The sequence below is a fragment of the Corallococcus terminator genome, from assembly GCF_049194865.1.
In the GTDB taxonomy this organism is placed as follows: Bacteria; Myxococcota; Myxococcia; order Myxococcales; family Myxococcaceae; genus Myxococcus; species Myxococcus terminator_A.
Genome location: NZ_JBLZWL010000045.1, coordinates 57,008 through 82,531, shown reverse-complemented (window position 1 = coordinate 82,531; position 25,524 = coordinate 57,008). Strand labels below are relative to the sequence as shown.

The following is a 25,524-nucleotide window of genomic DNA, read 5'->3' as shown; positions in this document are numbered from 1 at the left end:
GCTCCCCCGCGCCCTTCAGCAGCGGCGTGCTCCAGCGCGCGTAGTGGTACGTCTGCACCAGGTAGTGGACATAGCCCGCCCGGTCCAACGTGCCCGCGAACAGGCGGCTCGCGTCGGGATGCGCATCCAACGTCGCCACCAGCGCGCGCGCCTCCTGCTCCAGCAGGTCCACCCAATCCATCGACTTCGAGCACTCCAGCGTCATCTGCACGGACGTCTCCTGTCCGGGGCTCGCGCTCCCGGCTGTTGCGAGTTGAAGGTGAAGGAAGAAGGCCTGCGCGGCCTGGGGTCAGCCGGCGCGACGCAGGATGCCGTCGACCGCGCGGAACCGCTCCAGGGTGCTGGCGGGAATCTCGTCGAGCGCGGCGATGAGCGGCAGCGTGAAGCGACGGAAGCTCGCGTCGTAGAGCGGCCCCGAGACGAACCGCGCGCCCATCTTCCGCGCGAACAGGCAGGGCGCCCTCGGCATCCGCAGCCCGTCCAGGCGCCCCCGCCGCGCGCGCTCACGCTCCGCGGGCGTATAGAAAGGACTGCTGGGGAGCACCGGCGACTCGCTCGCCTCCGAGACGCTCACCCGCCAGCGTGGGCTCGTCCATCCCCGGTGCGCCGCGACCCGAGCGCTGAGACTCGCGTCCTCCCACGAATCCGTGTCCAGATTCGCCGCCGCAATCCAGTGCGTCACGCCTCGCCGCCGGCTCTCCGCATGGATTGCCGCCTGCAGGTGCGCCACCGCCTCGGAGTGCCGCCAGCGCTCGAGTACGCAGAAGCGCGCCGTCTCCGCGAACACCATGCCCGGCCCGCCCAGGTCCGACAGGTCCAGCTTCTGCTCCAGCTCGATGCCCAGCCGCCCGCCCGTGGCGAGCGCCACCTCGGGGTTCACCATCAACATTCGCAACGTCGCCACCGGCTCACGGTCCGCATAGACGACCAGATGCACCGTGGTCTCCAACGTGTCGAAGCAGCTCACCTCCCGCCTCGACGGCGAGGCCTTCCCGGTCATCAGCTTCAGCTCTCCTCCAAAGACAGCCCAGCGGACGCGAAGCGCGTCATCGAGCTCTCGCTGGGTGGTGGCAACTCGGCAGTGCATGGACGTCATGGTTCCCTCACGAACTCGGGTCGGTCGCGGCGGCTCGCCGTCTCCCGTCCATTCATTCGTCGCCGGGATCCAAAGTGCGCTCGGCGCTCATTTTCACAGCGCAAGCGCGGCGACATACCACCTGGGAGGTACAGACAGAGGGACTGGCCTCCAGCACCCTTCCATGGCGTTTCACAAACCCGCCTCCGTCGAACTCGCCAGAGCGGGAACGAACACACATGTCGATGTCAACCCGAGAGCGGGCAGGAGTTTCCCGGCGAGGAGTGGGGATGAGGTTTCCATCACAAGCGGAGGAACAAGCACTTCACGAGCGCGTCTTGAGACGCGAGCCGTTGGTCTCCGAGGATGTGTTCAGGGTCTTCATGGACCCCATCATCCGGGCCCTCTGCAAGAAGCGCAGTGAGCTGTACGAGGAGGCCCGGGATGCAACCATCGATGTCATCTACACCTATCTGGACAATCCCGAACAGTACGTTGCCCGGAAGAGTCGGTTGTCCACGTACCTGACGCGGGCCGCCAGGATGAACGCCCTGGACCAGTACCGCCGCCATGAAGCCCGGCAACGCAGAGAAAGGAAATTCGGGGAGGTTTTCGTACTTCGGACGCCGGCTCCGAAAGACACGATGGAGATCATCGTGGAGACACGAATCGTCTTGGAACAAGTCGAGCAGGCCCTGCTCGAGGAGAAGGACCGTATCTTCCTCGGGCTCGTCCTCCAGGGTGAGCGCTCCACCCTGGTCCTGGCGGAGGCCATGAACCTGCCGCCGTTGTCGGAGATAGAGCGTCGCCGAGAGGTGAAGCGAAATCGAGACCGCCTCATGAAGTTATTGGGGCGGCTCGGGAAGGAGGACCGAGATGTCAAACCCTGAGTGGCTCGAACATGCGGCCCGGCGAGGCCAGAGCGAGTCCTGGACGCTGGCCCATACCTTCGCGCGATACCGGCAACTGGAGGAGCGGACCGAAGCGGAGCTGGCCCGGGAGTTGGGTTGCACGCGCGAGGTGCTCCTGTGGCTGAGTCTGTGCCGACGCCCCCAGGGCGCTGACTTCGATGCGGAGCTCACCACCATCGCCCAACGTCATGCAGTGGATCTCCTGGCGCTCGTCCGGGTGATTCGTCATGTCGAAATCGTGGAGGCGATGTCCCATTCCACGAGGGATGTCGGCGCGCACGCGCATCCCATCCTGATAGCGGCGAGAGACCGGGTCCGGGACGGAGACAAGAGCTCATGACGGCGCGGTGGCTGGAGGAGGCCGTGGAAGCCAGTGGCTTGACGGCCCCCCTCCGGTTTCCGCGTGACCTGGCCATGGAGATTCCCCGGCGCCTGCCCGTCATCGTGGTGGCGCTGATGGAGCTGACGCCCCAGGCCGTGGGCGACTGGCTCCTGCGCCGGGGCATCTACGTCCCGGTGCCGACAGACGGCCATGACTTCCATGGCTGCATGGTGGCGGATGCCGGGCGCGGCTTCCTCTTCCACGACAGCTCGGAAGGACGGCCCGAGCAGCGCTTCACCGTGGCCCATGAGCTGTCGCACTTCATCCTGGACCAGTGGCTGCCACGCGTCCGCGCCGTGCAAGTGTTTGGCGAGGCCATCCTCCCCGTGCTCGACGGCCAGCGAGCCCCCACGCCCGAGGAGTCGCTGACCGCGCTTTTCGAGAAGCTCTCCCTGGGCCCTCCAGGGGAGCTCATGGCGCGCGATGCCTCGGGGCACTACGCCCGCCGAGAGGTGATGGAGTCCGAGCGGCGCGCGGACCTCCTGGCGTTGGAGCTGCTAGCGCCGGAGGCGCTCGTCATTCCCTGGGTGAAGGACGTGCCCGAGGAGGAGGCCGTCGGCCGGGTGGTGTTCCGGTTCGGGCTCCCCTGGGAAGTGGCACGTGCGCATGTCCACGGACTGCGCCGCCGCCTGCGAGTCCCACGTTTTTCCATGGAGCGATTCCTGGGAGTGGAGGAGGGGTAGATATGTCGAGCGGGTTTCCACCGGATGACGATGAAGAGCTGTATGGGGACGGCGACTACGAAGAGGCCTTCGGGGAGAGCATGGCCTCCACGTTGGACCTCGACCGATGGTCCACCGGGCTCGACCTCGACCAGGTCATGGAGCGCTTTCGCAACGAGATTGCCGGCGCCGTCCACAAGGAAGGGCGCCTGCGCACCCTCGTCCGCAATGAAATCCTTCCCCGGCTGTCCACTCGCCACGCGGCCCTTCCCGAAGCGGGTGTCTACAAAGTCACCCCGGAGGAGCTGTCCCTCATCCACGAGCGACTGCTGTTCCGAGGCAAGGTCGACGCCGTGGCCGGCAGCTCCGCGAACCACGACAGCCTGCCCATCGGCATCTCCCAGATTGGCGTGGGCGTCGTGGGCTACCAGGGGAACTCCGGCGCGTTCTCCACGCGCCTGTTCCGCAAGGAGATGGCCGCACGCAACACGGACCCCATGAAGGAGGCGATGGACTACATCAACATGCGCCAGAACCGCTTCAGGGGACACAAGGACTCCCTGTCCCGGATGGCGCGCCGAGGCATCCGGACCTATGCGGAGCGAGCCGCGCTCCTGAGCAAGTCCACCGCGGAGTGGCGCATGGGTATTGGCAATCCCTGTGCGCATGAGCTGCTCTCAGGCTCCGGGTACATGACGCTGCTGGCGCGCTCACTGTCCGTGCTCCAGCGCCTCATCCATGAGCACAAGAAGTTCGTCTTCGTCTCCGGCGCGCTTCAGGATCGGGGGTTCCTGACGATGGGGTTCGCGCTCGACGCGGGTGAGTACGCCCTGCTCGAGACGCTCCAAGCGGAAGGCGAGTACATCGTCGACGGCTGGGAGTACGGGGGCCGTAGCAAGCGCATGGCCTGGGAGTTCGTGCGCGACTCGAGCTCCTGTGTCGTGAAGGGGCTGTTCCGGATTTCGGACCACTCCCCTCCCCGGCTGTTCTACGCGCACCGCGAGCACGTGCACGAGGCGGCCTGGGTGGCCATGGCCGACAGCGTGCTGCGCCCCGAGCGGGGCTTTCCCCTGCTGCTCGACGTCGCGGAGATGTCCTGCCGCAGCGCCTTTGGCGACGACGGCTTCCTGGGGCTGGTCCACGACGCGTACGCCCAGGCGGGCGCCAACCTCCAGTTCTTCAGTGAGCGCAGCATGCGCCGGTAGGGGGAGACACCATGTCCCATGATGGCAAGGGTCCGAGGTCACCAGCTCCAGGGCTATTCGAGAACACTCCGGGTCGTCCACCGCAAGGCCTGAACGGCCACCCGGTGCCGCTCCAGGGGCTCGGAGGACCTCGAGGAGAGCCGCCGCGTCAGGCCCCGCCGCCCTCCGGCGGTGAGGCTCGAAGGCCGGCGCCCCCGGGACCATCGCCCCGCGCGGCACCGTTGCCGCCGGCCAGACCCCCGGTGTCCCCGCCCCCGGCACCGCCTCCACCAGCGACCGCGCGCGAAGGGCGCGGCGATGTGGCCCGCTCCATACCGCCCGAGGCCCGCGCCGCGCTCGAGGGGCTGAGGAACGACACGACGGCGTCCCAGCTCGACCCCGAGCTGGAGCTGGCCGCGGGCTTCACCCACTTCGACACCGGGTCCAGCGAGGACAACCTCCTCACGGTCCTGCTGGCCCGCGACGACATCCACCTGCTCGCCTCCCAGACGCTGGTGCGGGTGAAGTCGCGCGAGGACAAGCGCACCTACCTGGGCGTCGTCGTCCGAGGCCCCTTCGCGGAGCCCAACGCCGTCCCCGCCAACTCCACGATGGCCATTGGCGTGGTGACGCATGGGAAGAAGCTCACGTACACGTTCGACTACCACGGTCGCGCGGAGGTGGAGCTGCTGGGCGAGGAGGTGGAGGGCACGCTGAAGCCTCCCCGCTTCCGGCCGCGCCCCCAGAGCCCCGTGTTCGTGCTGGATGACAAGGAGAGCGAGCGCGTGCTCGGCGTGGGCGGTGACCTGTGCCTGGGCGTCGTCGTGGGTTACGAGCGAATGGAGGCCCGCCTCAACGCGCGCGACAAGTCCGTGCTGCCCCGCCACACCGGCATCATCGGGACGACGGGCGGCGGCAAGTCCACGACGGTGGCCACGCTCATCCACCGCGCCCAGGCGGAGGGCATCGCCACCGTCATCTTCGACGTCGAGGGCGAGTACACGCACGTGGATGAGCCCACGGACCACGCCGCCATGCTGGAGGCCCTCAAGCGCAGGGGCCAGCGGCCCCAAGGCGTCAGGGACCTGCACCTCCATCACCTGACGGGCCGCTCCAGCCGCAACCCGCACCACAAGAACCTGCACCGCTTCGCCCTGAACTTCTCCAGCCTGTCGCCCTATGCGCTGGCCGAAATCCTGGACATGTCAGACGCGCAGCAGGAGCGCTTCCTCAAGGCCTACGATGTCACCAAGCTGCTCCTGGAGGACTTCAAGATCTTCCCGCTGAGTGACTCGGAGAAACAGCAGGCGCTGGACGTGGACGAGCTGTCGACCGGCTACCCCCGGATGACCATCCAGCATGTGTTGGATGTCGTGAGCGCCTACATCTACAGCCTCAGTGACGAGGGCCGCGCGGAGACCAAGGCACGTCCTCGTGCCGCGGCGCGACGCCAGGAGCCCTTGCTGGACATGATCACGGTGCTGGACGCCCCGGCCCCGGAAGACGCCACGGCTCCGCCGGGCAACGCGCTCACCCTCAGGAGCGAGTTCAAGAGCAACCCGGGCATGGTCATGCGCCGGGTGATGGCACAGAGCAGCCGGCACGAAATCAGTTGGAAGGCCCTGTCCAGCAAGCTCCACCGCCTACGGCGTCTCAACATCTTCGACGTGGGAACTGCTCCAGGCGTGGCCTACGGCTCGATGCTCACGCCGGGCCGGGTGTCGGTCATCGACCTGTCGGACACGGACTCGCCCCAGCTCAACAACCTGGTCATCGCGGACATCCTGCGAGGACTCCAGGAGGCACAGGAGGCGCGCTACGAGAAGGCGAACCACCAGGACCAGGCCGTCACCCCGGTGCTCATCATCATCGAGGAGGCGCACGAGTTCCTGTCGGCCAGCCGCATCAGCCAGATGCCCGTCCTCTTCGAGCAGGTCGCCCGCATCGCCAAGCGCGGACGCAAGCGCTGGCTCGGGCTCGTCTTCGTCACGCAACTGCCGCAGCACCTCCCCAATGAGGTGCTGGGCCTGCTCAACAACTTCATCATCCACAAGATGACCGACAGCTCCGTCATCTCCCGCATGCAGCGCACGGTGGGCAGCATCGACGAGAGCCTCTGGAACCGGGTGACGCGGCTCGCGCCAGGACAGGCCCTGGTCTCCTTCAGCAACTTCGCCCGTCCGCTGATGGTGGCCGTCGACCCCGCCCCCGTGAAGCGCTTGCTCGTCGACTGAGCCGGGACGCGTAGAGCCGAGCGGGAGTTTCCTTTCCCGCTCGCTTCGCGCACCGGGTTCGAGCACGCCTATTCTTGAGTGTCGAACGCACTCCACCCCGGAAGTGAACAGCTATCGGGCACGACAGTATATCACCTGATTGAAGCAGCCATTCGACCAACCCGTGACGATTGAATTATTGGCATCCAGATGCCAGTAACGCTGCCTCCAAGTCCCCGCCAGACAGGTATCATCATCCGTTGCACTGGTTCCCATGTAAAACATGAAACCACCCCACTTCGTACCAATGGTCGGATTATCACTATGGATGAAGTGCGGCTCCTTGTTGTGAATCCTCCAGCCGATATTCCAGCCGAGGCAAGCAACAGGTTGCGGCTCTGGCGTATCATTATAGACCGCCATTCCATACTCGTAACGAGTACTCGGGTAGTTTGGCAACTGGCAGGCCACCAACTGATCCACGCGGCCACAGCCAATCCATTCCGCTGCGCCAGAAACACCAGACAGCCCCACAATCAACAGCGGAACAATCCGAGTCAGCAGACACATCCACAGACCATTCATGCAACCCCCTTGGACAGACGCCGGGTCGAACAGTGCGCCAACTTCACTCCCCTGTAAAGAATTCGCAACCAACCGGCAGCACCGTCCAGAGCGCCTCACTCCTCCGCGCGGATGCGGGTCAATCCCTCATCAACGCCATGATTCTCGCGCACCACCCCGGGTGGCATTCGACTCCCTGACTCCGCGCCTGCCTCCGGAGTCCTGAGTTGCGAGGATTCGGAATTCATCAACCAGGTTCACGGCATCGACCGTAACGGCTCTCGGACACCGAAGTCTTCCGAGGCCACAGCGATGCTTCACCTTCGAAACGTTCTATTGACGGGCCTGCTCCTCGCGAGCCTCGGGCGCGCCGAGGCGGCGCCTCATTCCGAGCGCGGCGGACTCCAGGCCACGGCGCTCGCCGACACACCCTCCCCCACCGCGGCGACGTTGGAGCCGTATCGCTCGCTGGTCATCGTCGACGAAGCGTCGATGGCGACCATCACCCTGCGGATGGTGCTCGACCAGCTCGTCAGCCAGGCCGGCAACACCGGCTTCACCGCCGAGCAGCTCTACCGCCAGCTCTGGGACACCCAGAACCCCGCGCCTGGACAGCCCGACCTGCCGGGTGGCGCGCACTGCACCGACAACAACAACACCCTCCACGGCGCCCCCTACGTCTGTCGCCCGAATGAAGGCACCGAGGCCATCGCCACCCTCGAGCCGACCCTCAACCGCTACTCGCTCGTCGGCCTCTTCAACCGCTTCGACCTGACGCCTCCGGACGGCTCGAACTGTGGCGAGTACCGCCTGGTCTTCGCTCGCGACTCCAGCAGCCGGAACCTCGTCATCTTCGAAGCCGTCCTCCCCAATCCCAAGCCCGAGCTCGGACTGGAGGGCTGCCGCCCCATCGCCCGCACCTGGGAACAGTTCTCCACCCCTCAGGACCCGGTCATCCGCCGCGCCCTCGTGAAGTCGTTCTTCTTCGACGGTCCCAACCCCGTCATCCACTTCAACAACTACGGCGACAACCCCGCCAGCGCGGGACAGGTCCGCACCAACCAGTTCATGCAGAGCCCTCCCGGCGAGCCCTCCAGCGTCTGGATGCTCCGTGAGTTCAAGCTGAAGCGGGAGTGCGGGCTCTCCAGATGCACCCTGCGCTTCGTTCCCACCACCGTGAAAGCCAACCCGCGCGGCGAGTTCTTCAACATCGCGAACACCGACCCGCTCGCCGTCAGCTTCCGGAGCCACTTCCTCAGTCAGGTGGCCAGCCTCGCCGTCGATGACATCAATCGCTTCAATCATGACGTCCCCGACGCCTTCAATGCCGCGCAGAGCGACTCCCAGAACCTCAACGTCGTCGACGACTACGTCGCGCAGTTCCTCAGCGCCCCGTCAAACAACTCCTTCGCCAACGCCATCCGCGTGGAGCTGCAGCGCATCGGCAGCCCGCTGACGCCGACGCAGCTCGTCTCGCGCGCCCAGTCACTCTCCTGCGGTGGCTGCCACAACCGGAGCAGCAACGCCGACATCGGTGGAACCGCCGGGTTCTTCCCGGAGGCAAATCCGAACTTCGTGCATGTCAGCGAGACCTGGGAGTTCGCTCCCTCCATCGGCGAGTGGGTCCACCATCTCTCCACCGCCCTCAAGAGCACCTTCCTCCCGTTCCGCCGCCAGCTCCTGGGCGCCTTCCTCGACACGCCCGCCCTGGCCGCCACTCAGATATCCCTCGACCGCGTTCCCTACGTTTCGGCCGGACAACCCTTCAGCGGCTCGGTCACCGCGAAGAACACCGGAACCACCTCGTGGACCGCCGCCAATGGCCTCCGCGCCGTATCGCTCGACGGCCTGGGTGACCTCGTCCTGGACACGCGTGACGCCATCCACCTGGGGCAGCAGAAGAGCTTCTCTTTCACCGCCACCGCGCCCCCTTACGCCGGCCGCGCGAACTTCCGTTGGCGCATGCAGCGCAACGGCATTCCATTCGGTCCCGAGCTGGTCTTCACCGCCAACGTGAAGTCACCGCCCCTCTCGTGCGACTCCTGCGCGCCCGGGCTCGACTGCCCGCAGTCCTGCGCCCCACCGGCAGAGCAGCAGTAGGCGAACCCCGTCCACCTGTCCTCTCAACACCTCAATCGCAGTCATCCCCAGGAAACACCTGTGAACCCATCTCGACTTTTGCGCTGTCTTCAAGCCTGCTTGTTCCTGGTCCTCTGGGCCAACTGCGGAGAGCCGCCTCCTCCGGACGTAGAGCCCGCGCCCCTGCCCGCGTCCACCCAGAAGCTGGAGGAGTCCCAGGTCGCCCTCCCGCGATTCGTCCCGGGCCGGGTCATCGTGAAGTTCCGGCCGTCCGCTCAGGGAAAGTCCTCCACCGTCAGCGCCCCAATGACGCTCAATGGCCTGACATTCCAGCAGGCGGACGTGCTTCCCGTGGGCGCGGAGATCTGGACCCTCTCGTCCACCGAAGCGCTGACGAACAAGTCCGTGTCCGAGCAGGAAGCCCTCACCACGGCCGCCGTGGAGGCGCTGCGCCTGCGCTCCGACGTCGAGTACGCGCACGTGGACCTCTACCTGCACTACTTCTCCGTACCGACCGACCCCTACTACGGCCTGCAATGGCACTACCCCGCCATCCACCTGCCCGAGGCGTGGCAGACCGTCACCGGCAACGTGAAGATCGCCGTCCTGGACTCCGGGAAGCTCGCGCACCCGGACCTCGCGGACCGCTGGGGTGTGGGCCATGACTTCGGCTACGAGACGCCAGGGGCCTCTGACGCGGACCCGACATCGGAGGGTCGGTGGCACCACGGCCTGCACGTCGCCGGAATCCTCGGAGCGAAGTGGGACCATCAAGGCGTCGCGGGCGTCTGCAAGGACTGCACGCTGTTGCCCGTGAAGGTCTCCTCGACGACCGACGCGCCCATCTTGAGCAACGTGGGCCGAGCCATCGCCTGGTCCGTCCAGAACGGCGCCAAGGTCATCAACATGAGCTTCGGCACGCTGGCCCCTCATGAGGAGAGCTGCCTCGAGTACCCGTCGATTCAGCGAGCCATCACCGACGCCATCAACGCGGGCGTCGTGGTGGTGGCCGCCGCGGGCAATGACAGCCGAGACCCCGGCGTGGTCGTCCCCGCCTCCTGTGTGGGCGTCATCTCCGTGGCCGCGACGATGCCGAACGGGCAACTGGCGCCGTACAGCAACAGGGGCCCCTCGGTGACCCTCACCGCGCCGGGTGGCGGTCCGGAGGCGTTCGGCGATGGGCTGGCCTGCAACGACCTCACCCCCATGGCGCCCTACAGCGGGACGGGCGGAGCCGTCTCCGCCTGGGCCGTGTCCAAGCCCGGCCCCACGGTGTTCGGGCAGGACTTCTGTCACCGCTACCTGTCCGGCACCTCGCTGGCCGCGCCGCACGTCGCGGGCGTCGCCGCGCTCCTCATGACCCAGCGGCCCCATTGGTCCTCGGCCAAGGTCACCCAGCGGCTCCTCCAGGCCGTCAACACCGTCCCGGGCTGCGTGCCCGGAACCTGCGGCGCCGGCATGCTGGATGCCTCCAAGGCCATCATCACCGCCCTGCACCTCCCCACCCCCACGTGCGGCCCGGGCACGCTCCCAGGGACCTTCACCTGCGCCAGCACCCTGGCCTCGGGCGGAGTCAGCCCCTACCACCAGACCTGGTCCTCCCTCGCGAACGCCACCCTCACCACGTCCACCGCGATATCTGCGCAGGGCACCTGCACGGCGGGCGCCGATGCCACCTTGCGGCTCGCCGTCGTCGACGATGAGGGGAGCAGCCAGTCTCGCGACATCAGCTTCCGCTGCCCTGGCCCCGTCCATGACGCGAGCTTCTGGTTCCTGGAGGTCCCCACCACCCTGCAGGCGGAGCGGGTCTACAGCGTCAGCGTGACGATGCGGAACACGGGAACGGAACCCTGGACGGCCGCCTCGGGATTCAGGCTCCAGTCCATCGCTCCCGCGAGCAACACGGCCTTCTGGGGCTCGGACCGCGTGGAGCTGGCGCCCGGAGAGAGCATCGCGCCCCAGACGAACAAGACGTTCCTGTTCACCGTCATCACGCCGTACTCGCTGGGCACCTATCCCTTCCGTTGGCAGATGATGAAGGAGGGGCACGGACTGTTCGGCGCGCCCACACCCGAGCGGCACATCACCGTCACGGTTCCGTTCCGCGACTCGGCCTTCGTCCGGCAATCCGCGCCCACCACGGTGGTGGTCGGAAGCACGTTCCACGCGACCTTCACGATGAAGAACACGGGCAGCGAGACCTGGTCGCCGGCCCAATTCTATCGGCTCGGCTCCCAGCCCGCGGCGAGCAACACGTGGGGACGGCAGCGCATCTACCTCAACCCGACGGACTCAGCGGCTCGCGGTCAGGAGCTGACCTTCTCCGATACGCTCACCGCGCCCACCACGCCCGGCGTCTACACCCTGTCCTGGCGGATGGTTCAAGACGCGTTCGAGCAGCCGATCTACTTCGGCGCGCTCACCGAGCCCGTCACCATCACCGTCACGCTCCCTCCGCGCGACGCCGCCTTCGTCCGGCAGTCAGGCCCCACCACGGTGATGGCGGGCAACGCCTTCACCTACAACGTGACGATGAGGAACACGGGCACGCAGGCCTGGCGCGCGGACACCGGATTCTCCCTGCGCAACCTGTCCTCCGCATGGAGCAACTCGAATGGAACACTCGCCCCCGGAGAGGAAGTCTCGCCGGGCGCGGAGAAGACCTTCATCGTCACCGTCAACGCGCCACTCACCGCCGGGCCGCAGGCGCTCCAGTGGCGCATGTGGCAGAACCAGACCGGGGCCTTCGGACAGGCCACGCAGAGCACGACGGTCCAGCTCATCCCCAGGGCCCACGCGACGTTCGTGAGCCAGATGGTGCCCACCCGCGTGGAGCCCGGGCAGAGCTTCCCCGTCACCCTCCGGATGAGGAACACGGGTGACACGACGTGGGGAGAGCTCCCGGGCGTCCAGTTGGCGCCGCTTCCCGAACTCCGGGGCAACAACTGGGGACACGTGTCCATCCCCCTGGAGCTGGGAGACAGGGTCAAGCCCGGCGAAGAGCGGACCTTCAGCTTCACCGCCACCGCCCCCACCACCCAGGGCCCGCATGCCTTCCAGTGGCGGATGCGCGTGCGGGTCGACGCGACGACGGTCATCGACTTCGGTGAGGCATCGACGCTGGTGAACATCCTCGTGGCGGACCGTTGCTACTGCCCGCCGGGAGAGGTCTGCCAGGACGTCGACTGCACGCCGCCGGTGGAGATGTAGCCCCGCTCGACACCCGATGAACTCCGCCGCACGCGTCCTGTCGTCCAGGTCGCGCGCGGTGCCGTGTCCCCGGGTGGACAGGGCCCTGCCCTCGGAGCGCGCTGTGCGCGGGGCCTCGCACGAACCAGTCTCCAGGGCTTGTCCACGAACTGGAGCGAGCCCATGCAGCGCAGGAATTTCCTTCGACTCACCGCGATGAGCAGCGGACTGCTCGTCCTGGGTCCCGGCTTCTGGCGCTCGGCCTATGCGGCCCCCTCGAGGCCAGGGCCAGGACCGTACGGCGCCCTCTCCGGGACGCCAGATGCGCAGGGCCTGCGACTGCCCGCGGGCTTCACCTCCCGCATCGTCGCGCGGACGAATGAAGTCGTCCCTGGCACGGACTACACCTGGCACGGGAGCCCCGATGGCGGCACGTGCTTCGCCACGGGCGACGGTGGCTGGGTCTACACGTCCAACAGCGAGCTGCCCCTGCTCGGCGGCGCCTCCGCGCTGCGCTTCGATGGAGGAGGCGGCGTGGTGGGCGCGTACCGCATCCTCGGCGGAACCATCGCCAACTGCGCGGGCGGGCCGACGCCGTGGGGCACGTGGCTGTCCTGTGAGGAATGGGACGGCGGGCATGTGTGGGAGTGCAATCCGCTGAGTCCCTCGCAGGGCCTGCGCCGCGCCGCGCTGGGCACCTACGCCCACGAGGCCGTGGCGGTGGACCCGGTGGGACATCGACTGTACCTGACGGAGGACCGCCCCCATGGGCGCTTCTACCGCTTCACGCCAACCCAGTGGCCTTCACTCGCCTCGGGCAGGCTCGAGGCCGCGCGACTGTCTGGCAATGCGCTGGAAGGCACCGCGAGCTTCAAGTGGGTGAAGGTCTCCGCGACGAGCCCCGCCTGGCTCCAGGCCGCGCGGTTCTCGACCACCGCCTTCGATGGTGGCGAGGGCTGCTGGTACGACAGCGGCACCGTCTACTTCACCACCAAGGGAGACAACCGCGTCTGGGCCCACACGCCGGCCACCGACCGGGTGGAGATCCTCTACGACGACAACCTCTTCCCGGACTCGCCCCTGCATGGCGTGGACAACGTCACCGTGTCTCGCGCGGGGGACCTCTACGTGGCCGAGGACGGAGATGACCTCCAGCTCTGCCTCATCACGCCTCAGCCGGAGCGGATTGTGTCGCCGTTCCTCCAGCTCGAAGGCCATGGGGGCTCGGAGCTCACCGGCCCCGCGTTCAGCCCGGACGGACACCGGCTGTACTTCAGCTCACAGCGTGGCACGAGCGGTCAGGGCGTCACCTTCGAGGTGCGCGGGCCCTTCCGCTGAGCCAACAGCCCGACCACCGCGCGGCGCGGTCCTTCCTCGCCGCGCGGGGCCGTCACGACGGGGTTCGTCAGGGCGTGTAGTAGAACGCCGAGCCCCAGAAGAAGCCCGACTTCCCGCTGGGGGGCGAGCCGAGGTAGCAGTTGGCGCCGTCGAACCAGCCCGCCTCACACACGTTGTTCGGGCCGCGCGTCATGTAATAGTTGTTGGCGTGCATGAAGGCCGAGCCGTCCGTCGCCGGCATCGAGGCCACGTAGCAGTTGGCGCCATCGAAGGTCGCGTCGACCATGCCACCCAGCCAGGCGGCGTCGCCCGGGCACGCATCCCCAGCCACCGACACCACGAAGCTCGAGGAGCAGACCGTCTGGCCCGCGGTGTTGACGACATTCATCGAGACAGTCGACGAGCGGCCCGGCTGCGCCGCGGCGGCCAGGATGAAGCTCAGATACATGGTGGTCGAGGAGCCGATGAAGCCCTTCGTGCCATTGCTCCAGGACGCGCCCGGCGCGGCGCTGAACGCCAGGTTGATGATGCCCGCGCTCCCGGAGGAGGTCGCGGTGATGATGTACGTCCCGTAGGCCAGCCCCGAGACATTGATGGTGTCGGCGTAGCCCGAGCCAGGGTTCACGGTGGTGTTGGTCGGCCAGCTCGTACACTGGGCCTCCGCGCGACCGGGGGAAGCGACGACGAGCGCCATGGCGACAGCCGCCGCACACAGCCAACCGCGAGACATACCAACACGAGAGGAAGACGACGAAGACGAGATGCGCATGCAGCCCCCTGATGAGTGAGGACCGCACTTTGCTGTGATTGAAGGTCTACACACAAGCCCAAAGACAAATCATTTACGTCCCCGCCACATCCCACTGTGACTTGCCATGTTACAAGTCTGGCGTCCGCGTCAGGAATGATGAGAAACCGCGCTGTCTTTGTAGCGCCCATTGCTACAGCCGTGGCGAGACTGTCAGATGTGACGCCTCCAGCCGCATCGAAGCCAGGACGCCAGCGATTCGAGTCCGGCGCCTTGAACGCCGAAGTCGCCTTGGGCCCAGGCGGCCCCCGTGCCGCTCGCCCGCCCGCCCGCGCCCGGTGCGGTCCACCATTCCCGAGCCGACAGGGGCCTGAATCGTCTACTGTGCCCCTCCCTGGAAAGGTCGGTGCTTGTCGCATGGGTGTTGGTCGTGAGCTCTCGCCAGTTCTCCTCGTGGGCGCCGGAACGGGCGAGGCCACGTGCGGCATCCTCTACCTGGCGAGCTACCTGCGACGTGGCGGCATCGAGGCCTTCGTACGGCTGTACGACGGCGACGAGACGGAAGCGGAGGTGGTGCGCTCGTTCGAGCGGCTCGTCACCCGCGTACGGCCGCGCCTCGTCGGCATCAGCCTCAAGTGGTTCCACCACGTGGACCGCGCGCTGCTCATCGCCAGGACGCTCCGGAAGATAGACCCCGGGATTCGCATCGTCGTGGGCGGCAACTCCGCGTCGTACTGGTGGAGGGAGCTGCACGCGTTCGACTGCATCGACCACATCGTGCTGGGTGACGGCGAGGTGCCGCTGCTCGCCATCTGCCAGGGGGAGGAGTCCCCGCCCAACTGCGTGTCGCGCTCGCCCTCCGGGACGTCCCGGCGACTGCCCCTGACCTACATCCAGGGGGCCACCAACACCGAGGACATCTACTACTCCCACTTCAACGAGCTGTTCCTGAGCCAGTTGGACCGCAACTCGTTCTCCGGTTGGGTCGCGCCGGGCAAGGGGTGTGGCGAGAACTGCCTCTACTGCGGTGGGGCCCGTGGCAACCAGAAGGCGGCCTTCGGGCGCGCCAAGCCGTTCCTGCGCTCCGAGCAGAGCGTGCGGAGGGACCACCAGGAGATCGCCGGACAGACGTGGCAGATGCGCTACGACTTCGCTGGCAGCACCGCGGAGTTCCTGGGGAGCACCTGGGCGGGCGTGGACCTCTCGAAGCACTGCTGCACGTACTTCCTGTGGGGCGTGCCGCGCCTGGAGCTGGTCGCCGAGCTGGCCCGAACGTTCAAGCGCGTCTACATGGTCATCGACATCGGCTGCTTCTCCGAGCAACAGCGCCTGGACCAGATGGGCAAGGGCCTGCTCAAGCCCTGCGCCAGGGACAGCGAGCTGCTCGACGTCATCGACGCCTGTCGCCGCCATCCGAACGTGGACATGGAGATCTCCGGCATCGGCGGCCTGCCGTTCACCAACACGGCCAGGCTGGCGGAGGAGCTGCGTCTGGTGGAGCGCGTCATCAGCCTCGACTGTGTGGTGGGCTATCAGCGGCTCGAAGCGCAGCCCGGCGCCCTGGTCACCGAGCATCCCGCGCGCTTCGACATGGTGACCGAGGCGAAGACCTTCAAGGAGTTCGTCGACTACTTCGAGCAGCGCGAGCCCGGCGACGTGTCAGTGCCGATGATTCGCTTCCGCGACGCGGCGCTCGAGGCGGCCGTGCAGCGCAACTCCGACCAGGTGGACGCGCTCGCCTGGAAGCACCGCGACACGCGGCGCAGCGTCACCGTCAATGGACGCACGCGGCTCCTGAACACCTCGCCGTCGACGCGGCGATTCACGCTGGGGGAATGGCTGGGCCACCACCGGGCCCCCGCGAAGGTCGCCCAGGAGCCCGTGACGGTCCTCCGCTCGGTCGACGGCATCACCCTGACGTGCGCGCCGACGGTCAGCCCTCGCAAGTTCTCCGACCCGACGCTGGTGCAGGGACAGGACGGGGCCATCCTGCTCGCCGCCCTGGCCGCCTTCGAGCGACCCGCGACGGTCTCCAGCGCGGTGAGCCAGTTGGGGACGCAGGCGCGGTTGGACCCACACTCGGCGCGCGAAGTGATTGACCACCTGGTGGACGGCCGCTTCCTCCAGCCGGCGTAGCCGCGACGCAGGGTCAACAACCGGGCCTCCCACGTCCCAGAAAGGGCGCGGCAACGCCGGGAATCTGGCGTATGGAGCCACCCCATGGCGCGGAACATCGATGGAACCGAGATCAGCCGGGTGATGCGGGCCGAGCTGGCCCAGCAGGTGGCGGAGCTGCAGACCGCCGGAGTCACACCGGGCCTCTCCGTGGTGTTGGTGGGTAACAACCCCGCCAGCCAGGCCTATGTGGCGAGCAAGACACGCGCCTGTGAGACGCTGGGGATGAAGGGTCAGACGCTGAACCTGCCCGAAGACGTCTCCAAGGAAGAGCTGTTCGCGGTCATCGACCGGCTGAACTCAGACGCGACGGTCCACGGCATCCTCGTCCAGCTCCCCCTCCCCGCCCACCTCCCCTACAAGGCCGTCCTGGAGCACATCCACCCGGCCAAGGACGTGGATGGCTTTCATCCGCAGAACGCCGGACTGGCCTTCGTGGGAGATCCGCGCGCCTTCATCCCCTGCACCCCCGCTGGCATCCTGGAGATGCTGCGTCGTGAGAACATCCCGACCCGGGGCAAGCACGTGGTCATCGTGGGGCGCAGCCTCATCGTCAGCAAGCCGCTGGCCTCGCTGCTGATGGCCCCCGGCCCGGACGCCACCGTCACCATCACCCACCGGCACACCCCCGACCTCGCCTCGTTCACCCGGCAGGCCGACATCCTCATCGTCGCGGTGGGCAAGCAGAACCTCATCACCGCGGACATGGTGAAGCCCGGCGTGGTGGTCATCGACGTGGGGCAGAACCGGGTCGCCGACACCAGCTCCGCGCGCGGCTTCAAGATGGTCGGCGACGTGGACTTCGAGGCCGTCAGCCAGGTCGCCGAGGCCATCACCCCCGTGCCCGGAGGCGTGGGCCCGATGACCATCACCATGCTGCTCGCGAACACCCTCCAGGCCGCGCGGGCCCGCGTGGCGCGAAGCCAGCCGTAGGGACGGGGCCGTCTGGCTTCCCCTGGGGCACGGAAGGAGCCCGGTCTCCGGGTGAATATCTCCGTGCGCGATTCGTCGGGAAGTGCACAAAGCTCGCTCCCTGGTCCTCCAGGCGGGCATGTGCCTCCTCGTGAACGTCCCCATGAAGAACCCTGTCTTCGCCGCTGTCGGGCTGTGCCTCTGGCTTGCCACTCCCGGCACCGTCCTCGCTGCTCCCCGCGCCTTCGACTTCTCCTCCCGAGCGCGGTCCACGCGGGTCGCGGAGACCCGTGCCTTCTTCGGGCAGAACCGCATGGCCGAGGGCAACCGCCTCCGCGCCCTCTCCGTCGATGGCCACGCAGCCACGAGCGAGGGGATTCCCACCCACATCTGGCTGGTGCCCTTGATTCTCTCGGGCGCGGGGCTCGCCGCTGGCATCGCCGTCTGCGCCGGCTACGACAAGGGTGGCGATGGCTGTGGGAGCAGCCTCCTGACGGGCATCATGCTGGGGCTCTCGCTCAGCGCGGGCTATCTCAGACTCGTCACCGGTTCCGATTGGGATTGGGAGGACGACGAGGACGGGGCACGCCAAGCCCGGGCCTCACGCAAGGGAGAACCCTCCGCCTCCCGCACCCGGTTCAGCATTCCCCTGGGGCTCACCCCTTCGGTGGGCGTCGTCAATGACAGAGCCGTGCTCGGGCTCGGGGGACATTTCTGAGTCAGTCCACCGGCATGGAGGCGCCCGTCGCGCCCTGCTGACCGAACAAGCGCAGGGCCTGCTTGCGCACGAAATGGTAGTTCACCCGAGCCGTCGTCCCGACCGAGGCGAGCGTCCACCACCAGAAGTTCAATGAGATGGACAGCTCCAACGTCCGCACGTGGTGCCACCACCCCGAAGGGATGAACAGGATTTCTCCCGGCTCCAGGGTCGTCTCATGGGGCTGGGCCTCGGCGAAGCCAGGGAAGCGATTGAGGTCAGGCTCCTCGATATCCACGGGGCTGAAGATCACCGTCGGCATCTCCAGGGACGGATAGTAGAGGTGCCGTGAATCCTCGGGAGAATACAAGGTCCACTTCTTCCGCCCGGTGATCTGGGCATTGAAGTTCTCCTGCCGGTCGAAGTGCGCCGCGGACACAGTCCCCGCGGGGCCAAACCAGAACCCCGGGCGAAGCGTGAGCCGATTCCTCAGCGCCTCCGGATAGTGCGAGGGAATGCCCAACACTCGCGGCAGGACCTCGAAGTCCTGGAGCAACTCCGGGGCCTTCTCGAAGATGGTCGAATACGTCACGTAATACGCGCCCGGCGGGTGCTGCCCGGACATCATCACCCCGACAATCTTCCCCAGCTCCGCATCCTCGTAATAGCGATTGCGGAGGAACTCCATCGGGTCATTCGACGGAAGCTTGGACCGGCTTCGCTCCACGACGATGGGGTGATGGCCGAACTCGCGCTGGAGGAACTCCGGACTCCAGCGCGTCAAGGCCCGCCAACGACTGGCAAGGCCCGTGATGACCGCGGGACGGCGCTTGTCCAGGTATTGCCTTCGAAAGAACTCGGGAGAGGGATTGTCAATCCGCTCGAGGGAGATGGGACGCTTTGCGTTCATGAATCCCCGCCTGGTGTTGCGTCGGGCCCAAATCAAAGTCGGGCATCGCGGCGCATGGTGACGAAGAAGAAAGAGGTTGTCCACGGTGGGAGTTGCTTTCGCAGCTCATCCAAGGCCGGAGTGGACAGGGGCAGGTTCGAATCACATTCCACCGCGACAGGATCCATCCCACGCAGGTGCAACGTGACTTCCCAGCCTCCTTCGCCCGGTGCATAGACGTTGAAGCGCACCGCTTCACCTTCCTGGGAAATGGGAACCGGCTCGGGAAACTCCCACCCCGCGAGTCGTTGCCGGGGAAGCTTGAGATTGAATTCGAGCGCACCCGGGGCCTCGACGCGAAGCCGCACCTTTCGCCCCTCCGGCATGGACTCCGACGAGACCACCCGGAGCTCCGGGGCGGGCACCCGCGTCGGTGGAGCCGCTCGCTCGAAGGCGGGGTCTCCATCCTGGAGGGTGACCCGCCGCCACCCCTCGGAGGGAAGCCCCGCCACCACCTGCGCCAGGTCCGGATGGTCGAAGCCCATCAACAGCACTCGCGCGGGGAGCCCCTCGGACTGCTCATGCGCCACCCAGAGTCGCTTGGGCCGCGCGGGTGAGTAGGGGAAGCGCGACGCCATGGCCCCCAACGACAACAGGGCAACACCCACGGCCACCAGCGCCGTCCCCTTCAGCCCACCCGAGCGGTGCAGGGCCACCACTCCAAACGTTCCACACGCCACCACCGGCAGCGCCACCAGCAAGGCAATCACCGGATCGAACGGAATGCCCAGGAACAGGCGCCCCGACAGCGGCACCGCCAGCTCCATCAACATGACCGCCATCTGGATGCTCACCAGCGCCCCGGGCAGCAAGGACACGAGGAGCGCCATGCCGCTCCGCGCGGGCCACACCACGGCCACGAGCAGTCCCACCGCTCCGGACACCGTCCACCAGAGCGGCACATAGCCCGCCCCCAGCCGCATCCAGGTCGTCAGGCCGAGCAGGAGCATCCACGACAGCAGTCCACCCGCCCAGGCGCCCAGCCCGTGCGCCTCCGAGGTTCCCCGTCGCGCCCAGAGCGCATGCGCCCCGAACTGGCCGGTCAGCGCCGCCGCCCCGAAGCCCATCCAGGCCAGCCCCGGCGTGGCGAACCAACCATGAGGACGCCCGAGCACGGGCCCCAGCACCAGCGACGCGACGCAGGCGAGACCCACCCCCGCGAAGAAGCCCCCGCCCGACACCGCGAAGCCCTCGACCAGACCCCGCCCGGTGAGCCCGCCCCGACGGACCGCCAGCACGAGCGCGCCGCCCGCGAGCAGCAACGCCAGGACAGCCCACAGGCGCGCCAGGTCCCAGCCATACGCCACCATCACCAGCCCCGCGAGGTCGTAGTAGATGGCCGGCTCTTGCTCCGACGCGGCCGGCAGCTCCCCGCTCGCCAGCTCGCGCGCCACCGCGAGCGTATTCGCCCCCAGGTGCTGGACGCTGCCAGGCTCCAGGCGGTCCACCCGGTCCAGGCTCGTATGGTACGCGTAGCCGTCCTGGTACAGCGCCATGTCCAGACCGCGCAGCCCTCCACGGTCCCGGTACACGCGGAAGTCCGTGTCCGAGTGGAGGGCCCCGCTCTGGAAGATGTCCTGCCCCACCACCGAGCCGTAGGGATGGGGCGCCGCGCGGGCATACGCCTTCACGAGCCACGGGTTGCCGGGGCCGCCCTGGAACAAGGCGGCCTTTCCCCCTACTCCCGCCGCCTCCAGGTTGATGAAGGCGCGCACTGGCCGCATCCACGGGTGCTCCACCAGCGCCGCCGAGCCGAGCAACCATCCCTCCTCGGCCCCGTTCAGCCCGATGAGGACGGTGTGCCGAAGCCTGGGGCCGGAGGCGAGCGCGCGGGCCACCTCCACCAACGCGCCTACCGCCGCCGCGTCATCGGCGGCGCCTACGCTCTCCGCGGGTGAGTCGTAGTGCGCGGAGAGCAGCACGGCGGAGTCGGACTCGCCCTGGATCCTCGCCAACACGTTGGTCACCCGCGTGGCGAGAACCAACGTGCCACGGGGGCTGCCCGACAGACGCGCGGGCGCCGTCTGGACTTGCACCTCCACGCCTGGAATGGCTTGCAGCCTCCCGACGAGGTAGTCAGCGGCCCGCTGCTGCCCGCGTGTCCCACTCACCCGAAGACCAATCTCCTCGGAAAGATGCGTCACGACAGGCATCGCGCGGGCCTCGGAGAATTCGTCGCGGGAGAGGTCCGCGGACGCCGGAGCCGGTGGACGCTCCCTCCACTGGACAAAGGCGACAATTGCTGCCAATGCCAGTCCTGTCCCGACGACGGGGAGGGCTCGCCGGACGCAAGCCATTGCCGTTGGTCTGGTCATCCGAATTCCAGCCTCCACTCCAAGGTGCGTCGTTGACCGAGCCAGAACGAGCCGACAGCTCCACCCTGTCCCTGCTCCGGGACCAGCCTGACTTCCGAAGGTACTGGGCGGCGCTCGGCCTCTCCAACATGGGAGATTGGATTCAGACGGTCGCCGGTGGCTGGCTCATCACCCGCCTCACCGACTCCGCCACCGTCATCGGCGCCGTCACCAGCGCGGTGACGCTGCCCATCATGGGTCTGATGTTGATGGGAGGCGTGCTCGCGGATCGCCACGACCGACGGAAGATTATGCTGACCACGCAATCCCTGCTCTGTCTTGTGACATTGGGGGGCGCCGCGGTCGTCGCCATGGACCAGGTGAGCCTGCCCCTGGTCTGCCTTTGGTTCCTCTTGATTGGCGCGCTCGTGGCATTCAATGCCCCCTCCGAACAGGCGCTGCTCGCGCAGCTGGTCCCTCCCCGCCAACTCCAGACGGCGGTGGGCCTGTTCGCGGCCAGCTTCTCCGCCTCTCAACTGGTGGGAACCGCGCTCGCGGCGACGCTGCTGGGGGTGGGGGCACTGCATTGGCTCTTCCTCGCCAACGGGCTGAGCTTCTTTCCGCTCATCATCGTCCTCCTCATCGTCCGCCCCAAGGCGCGCGTGCCCCCGCCCGCCAGAAGCGCGGAGCAAGGCACCCTGCGCGAGGGGCTGCGCTACGCCTGGGGACACCGGCACCTGCGGGCCCTGCTCATGGCCAACGCCCTGGTGACAGTCTGCGTCTACCCCTTCTGTAAAGTTTTCCTCCCCATCTACGTAAAGACAATTCTCAAGGGCTCTGAATTCGAGCTGGGCCATATCATGTTTGGAATGGGCGCTGGCGCTTTCCTGGGCTCATTGCTGATTTCCCGCGTAGCGCGCCGCGTCTATGGAATGACGCTCATCGTCACCTACGGATGTGTCTCGCTCTCACTGGTAGGACTCTCTTTCGCGACCACGTTGGGAATGGCGTTGGCCTTCACGGTGTTGCTGGGCTTTGCCATTTCGCTGGCGTATGGCCTGACGCAGACACTGCTCCAGGTCGCCTCGGAGGACCGCCTGAGAGGACGGGTCCTCAGCTTCAGTGAGTTGATGCAATTGGGCGCCCCGCCCCTGGCGGCGCTCGCGATGGGAGCGCTCGTGGATGGACTCCAGTTCCCCTCGGCACTGCGCGTCGCGGCGTTCGTCTTCCTGATTCCCACCACCGTCTGGCTGGCCTCCGCGCGCCTGTCAGAGCTCCCTGTTCACGACTTCGTTACGGACGCGCTCCTGCCAGAAGCCTTACCAAACAAGCAGGAAAATTGAACGCACAGCAGTCAATCCCGGACAACCTTGCTCGCCACGAGAAGTCTGTGTTAGCAAAAGCCCACCCATCAGGAACCATGACGTCTGTTCTAGAGGGTGCGGTCTTTTCCCTGGGAAAGAGTCGTGCACAAGGAAACCCCCTACATCATCTCCCGCTCCGTCTTCATTCAGCTCGACGGCGCCGGACACTTCGTCGCCACGAACTCCGTGTCCCGCACCCCGTGCGTCCTGCAGGAGGAGGACCTGGCCATCCTGCGGGCCTTCTCCAATGCTTGCACGCCGGAGGCCGCGCTCTCCGCGGTGCGCCAGGAGCGTACGCTGAGCCAGGAAGCCTTCGCCCAGGCCGTCCAGCGGCTGGGGAGCAACAACATCCTCACGCCGGTGCGCGCCGACTACCGCTCGGAGGAAGGCGGCTACGTGCCAGCGGGAGGCGGCTTCGCGTCCTTCGCGCTACACCATTGGATGCTGCGCGATTCGGTCCGCGTCATGGCCTACCGCTCGGCCATCCTCGAACACACCCGGAACAAGGTGGTCGCCGACATCGGCTGCGGCACGGGCATCCTCTCCCTCTTCGCCGCGCAGGCCGGGGCGCGACATGTCTATGCCTTGGAGGAGAGCGAGGTCGCCGCCCTGGCGCGGATGATGTTCCAGGCCAATGGCGTCGCGGACCGGGTCACCCTGCTCACGGGCAACAGCAAGGACGTCCAGCTCCCCGAGCCCGCGGACGTCATCGTCCATGAGATTCTGGGAATCGACCCGTTCTTCGAGAATGTCATTCCCTATATCGAAGATGCCCGCAGGCGCTTCTTCCCCTCGGGCAAGGGCACGCTGATTCCTCACAAGATAGAAGTCTGCTGCGTGGGCGTGGAGCCGGAGTTCGTCCCCTCCATCGCCCAGCGCGCGCGGCTGGAGGCCCGCGAGTTCTCCGGCATGTATGGCCTGAACTTCGGCCCCTACCTGCACGTGCTCGAGCAGGCGGATGAGATCAACGACGACACCACGTTCCCCCGGCGGGCCAATGACTTCCGCGCGGGGTTCTTCGACCAGGCCATCCTCTCCGAGGAGTGCGTGGTGAGGACCATTGACCTGGCGGGGGACCTGGAAGCCCAGACCGCGGGCGAGGTGGAGTCGTCGCTCAAGATACGAACAGGGGGGCGCCTGGGCTCGCTGCTGATGTTCTTCCGGGCGCACCTGGATGATCGGCTGGTGCTGTCGACGTCGCCCTTCTCCCCTCGGACGCATTGGGGCTGGGCCGTCCGAGATCTCCCCCGCGCGTTCGACGTGAAGGCCGGGGACGAGGTCACCCTGGGCTCGAGCCTGCTCACGCTCGCGGGGCGTCAGAAGCTCAAGGTCCAGCCGAAGTAGCGCCGAGTACACCTTCAACAGGGGGAGATTCCGATGAGTCAGCACCGCGACTTGAGCGCCGTGGACGCCCTCTATGCGTCCGGTTACTTCGGCCCCATGGCCCACGAGGCGCCAGAGTTCTACTGGGTGTCCCTGATGGGCGCCCTGCTGCCCTACAAGGACGACGAGGGGCGGCCCCTGGGAGAAGAGATGGCGCCCTCCCATGCGCAGGCCGGCGTGCCGATGGAGATGCGCGAGTGCCCCTACTCGGGCAGTCGCCGCAAGCACGCCAATCCGATGAACGTCTCCTCGCTGCGGCAGTTCAACCAGCACTGGCCCGCGGTGGTGGGCGGGCTGGCGGTGCTCCGCAACGAGTACTTGAGACAGGTGAAGCGCCCCTTGGATGGGCCCCTCACCATGGTGGACCTGTGGAAGATCAGCCGGCTGGGGATTGCTCTCTGCGCCTACCTGGTGCGCCGCGGGGACGCGCCGCTCCAGGACGGGCAGCTGCCCGCCGTGACGGCCATCCTCTACCGCATGCTCCTGGGCATCAACCGGGTGGCCCATCTTCAAGTGCTCATCATCATCTCCGCGGGCCTCTACGAGCAGATGGAGGCGTTGGACCCGGCCGTCCTCTATGAGTTCACCGACGCGAACGACCTCTTCGTCGGGATGAACTCGGTGTGCGCGGGGCCGCGTGGACTCATCGAGGACTCGTTCCGCGTGTTGATCTCCGGCCAGCCACCGGCCATCGCGGACCTGGGCCCCGTCCAGGCGCTCGCGGGCCCCGCCTTCCTCGAGTACGGCAACCTGCTGATGGGGCTGGACGCCCAGAAGTACATCTTCGGTGTCAGGGCCACCTCGCTCATCCACGAGCTGTCGCGCCGGCTCTCCCATCCGCGTGCCTCGGAGCCCGCCCCGGGAGAGCTCGCCGCCGCGTTGGAGGCCTTCCAGCGCAGGACGGAGGACCAGGTGAGCTCGCTCGCGCGAGAGGTCGCCGCCGCCGACGAGGAGGTTCGCGAGCGGACCGTGCGAGACCTGGAGCGCTTCCGGGGGGAGATAGACCAGGAGCAACACGCCCTCTCTGGCGAGGGCCTGGGCCCCGAGATTCGCCGGCTGGAGGGCCAGGAGCTCCCTCCGGACGTGGTCCCCCGCGTCATGGCGTTGCTGGAGAGCGCGCGCCCCGTGGGCCCGGTGCTCCGTCCGTTCACCGAGGCGCTCGTGGAGTACCTGCGCATCGAGCGCGCCAACCTGGCCATCTTCGAGCGCTTGCAGGCGCGCATCGACCGTTCCTCGGGCCGGGCGGCCGAGCCCCTGAGGCTGGGGCCCGCGGACGTGATGAGAGCCTTTGGCCCCAAGCTGCGCGACTTCGCCGCCGAGTTCTTCGACGTGGAGATTCAAAGCCGCTCGGGTGAGACCGTGCTCCGTCGGGGCACTGACACCTACTCCTTCTGAAATTCCAGAC

The 25,524-nt window shown here is 67.3% G+C and carries 19 protein-coding genes and 1 pseudogene; 14 read left to right on the top strand and 6 right to left on the bottom strand.

Features of this window, described 5'->3' with window-relative positions:
* Positions 1-205: pseudogene (locus ACN469_RS16000) on the bottom strand (iron-containing redox enzyme family protein); the annotation flags it as partial.
* 84 nt (positions 206-289) lie between these two features.
* Entirely contained in the window at positions 290-1,096 is an 807-nt protein-coding gene (locus tag ACN469_RS15995; protein ID WP_498768794.1) for a GNAT family N-acyltransferase, read from the bottom strand.
* 269 nt (positions 1,097-1,365) lie between these two features.
* Here ACN469_RS15995 and ACN469_RS15990 point away from each other — a divergent pair, with 269 nt between their 5' ends.
* From ACN469_RS15990 to ACN469_RS15970, 5 genes are read left to right on the top strand one after another with little or no spacing between them, the layout of a single operon-like run.
* Positions 1,366-1,965 carry an RNA polymerase sigma factor gene (locus tag ACN469_RS15990; RefSeq protein ID WP_498768792.1) on the top strand — a complete coding sequence of 200 codons (600 nt, stop codon included), beginning with the start codon at positions 1,366-1,368 and terminating at the stop codon, positions 1,963-1,965.
* Entirely contained in the window at positions 1,952-2,326 is a 375-nt protein-coding gene (locus tag ACN469_RS15985) for a hypothetical protein (RefSeq protein WP_498768790.1), read from the top strand. The genes ACN469_RS15990 and ACN469_RS15985 overlap by 14 nt, the downstream gene beginning before the upstream one ends.
* Positions 2,323-3,051 carry a M78 family metallopeptidase domain-containing protein gene (locus ACN469_RS15980; RefSeq protein ID WP_498768788.1) on the top strand — a complete coding sequence of 243 codons (729 nt, stop codon included), beginning with the start codon at positions 2,323-2,325 and terminating at the stop codon, positions 3,049-3,051. The genes ACN469_RS15985 and ACN469_RS15980 overlap by 4 nt, the downstream gene beginning before the upstream one ends.
* 2 nt (positions 3,052-3,053) lie before the next feature.
* Positions 3,054-4,235: a hypothetical protein gene (locus tag ACN469_RS15975; protein ID WP_498768786.1), complete on the top strand. Its 1,182-nt coding sequence runs from the start codon at positions 3,054-3,056 to the stop codon at positions 4,233-4,235.
* Positions 4,236-4,246: 11 nt separating this feature from the next.
* The gene (locus tag ACN469_RS15970; protein WP_498768784.1) at positions 4,247-6,448 is read left to right on the top strand and encodes a helicase HerA-like domain-containing protein; all 2,202 of its coding nucleotides are present in this window, start codon (positions 4,247-4,249) and stop codon (positions 6,446-6,448) included.
* Between the two features lie 111 nt (positions 6,449-6,559).
* Here ACN469_RS15970 and ACN469_RS15965 read toward each other — a convergent pair whose 3' ends face one another.
* Positions 6,560-7,012, bottom strand: coding sequence for a hypothetical protein (locus tag ACN469_RS15965; protein WP_498768782.1), 453 nt, complete (start codon positions 7,010-7,012; stop codon positions 6,560-6,562).
* Positions 7,013-7,303: 291 nt separating this feature from the next.
* On the opposite strand from ACN469_RS15965, the gene ACN469_RS15960 reads away from it, so the two are divergent.
* The 3 genes from ACN469_RS15960 to ACN469_RS15950 all read left to right on the top strand — a co-directional run bounded on the left by ACN469_RS15960 (position 7,304) and on the right by ACN469_RS15950 (position 13,597).
* Entirely contained in the window at positions 7,304-9,091 is a 1,788-nt protein-coding gene (locus ACN469_RS15960) for an NBR1-Ig-like domain-containing protein (protein ID WP_498768780.1), read from the top strand.
* Between the two features lie 99 nt (positions 9,092-9,190).
* Complete coding sequence (locus ACN469_RS15955) at positions 9,191-12,280, top strand: S8 family serine peptidase (protein WP_498768778.1); 3,090 nt, start codon at positions 9,191-9,193, stop codon at positions 12,278-12,280.
* A 162-nt stretch (positions 12,281-12,442) separates the two neighbouring features.
* Positions 12,443-13,597: an alkaline phosphatase PhoX gene (locus ACN469_RS15950; RefSeq protein ID WP_498768776.1), complete on the top strand. Its 1,155-nt coding sequence runs from the start codon at positions 12,443-12,445 to the stop codon at positions 13,595-13,597.
* 67 nt (positions 13,598-13,664) lie between these two features.
* On the opposite strand, the gene ACN469_RS15945 is transcribed toward ACN469_RS15950, so the two are convergent.
* Complete coding sequence (locus tag ACN469_RS15945) at positions 13,665-14,291, bottom strand: hypothetical protein (RefSeq protein ID WP_498768774.1); 627 nt, start codon at positions 14,289-14,291, stop codon at positions 13,665-13,667.
* A gap of 471 nt (positions 14,292-14,762) precedes the next feature.
* Here ACN469_RS15945 and ACN469_RS15940 point away from each other — a divergent pair, with 471 nt between their 5' ends.
* From ACN469_RS15940 to ACN469_RS15930, 3 genes are all read left to right on the top strand, one after another.
* On the top strand, positions 14,763-16,481 hold the full coding sequence (locus ACN469_RS15940) for a B12-binding domain-containing radical SAM protein (RefSeq protein ID WP_498768772.1): 1,719 nt from the start codon (positions 14,763-14,765) through the stop codon (positions 16,479-16,481).
* 84 nt (positions 16,482-16,565) lie between these two features.
* Positions 16,566-17,453, top strand: a complete 888-nt coding sequence (folD, locus tag ACN469_RS15935; protein ID WP_498768770.1) for a bifunctional methylenetetrahydrofolate dehydrogenase/methenyltetrahydrofolate cyclohydrolase FolD — start codon at positions 16,566-16,568, stop codon at positions 17,451-17,453.
* Between the two features lie 142 nt (positions 17,454-17,595).
* A complete protein-coding gene (locus ACN469_RS15930) occupies positions 17,596-18,150 on the top strand; it encodes a hypothetical protein (RefSeq protein WP_498768768.1) in 555 nt (184 codons plus the stop codon).
* Position 18,151: 1 nt separating this feature from the next.
* On the opposite strand, the gene ACN469_RS15925 is transcribed toward ACN469_RS15930, so the two are convergent.
* Positions 18,152-19,039, bottom strand: a complete 888-nt coding sequence (locus ACN469_RS15925; RefSeq protein WP_498768766.1) for a cupin-like domain-containing protein — start codon at positions 19,037-19,039, stop codon at positions 18,152-18,154.
* A 32-nt stretch (positions 19,040-19,071) separates the two neighbouring features.
* On the bottom strand, positions 19,072-21,189 hold the full coding sequence (locus ACN469_RS15920; protein WP_498768764.1) for a M28 family metallopeptidase: 2,118 nt from the start codon (positions 21,187-21,189) through the stop codon (positions 19,072-19,074).
* A gap of 236 nt (positions 21,190-21,425) precedes the next feature.
* Here ACN469_RS15920 and ACN469_RS15915 point away from each other — a divergent pair, with 236 nt between their 5' ends.
* The 3 genes from ACN469_RS15915 (at position 21,426) to ACN469_RS15905 (ending at position 25,514) form a co-directional block, all read left to right on the top strand.
* Positions 21,426-22,715, top strand: coding sequence for an MFS transporter (locus ACN469_RS15915; RefSeq protein ID WP_498768762.1), 1,290 nt, complete (start codon positions 21,426-21,428; stop codon positions 22,713-22,715).
* Between the two features lie 123 nt (positions 22,716-22,838).
* Positions 22,839-24,080: a 50S ribosomal protein L11 methyltransferase gene (locus tag ACN469_RS15910; protein ID WP_498768760.1), complete on the top strand. Its 1,242-nt coding sequence runs from the start codon at positions 22,839-22,841 to the stop codon at positions 24,078-24,080.
* A 33-nt stretch (positions 24,081-24,113) separates the two neighbouring features.
* Positions 24,114-25,514: a hypothetical protein gene (locus ACN469_RS15905; RefSeq protein ID WP_498768758.1), complete on the top strand. Its 1,401-nt coding sequence runs from the start codon at positions 24,114-24,116 to the stop codon at positions 25,512-25,514.
* Positions 25,515-25,524 lie beyond the last annotated feature (10 nt).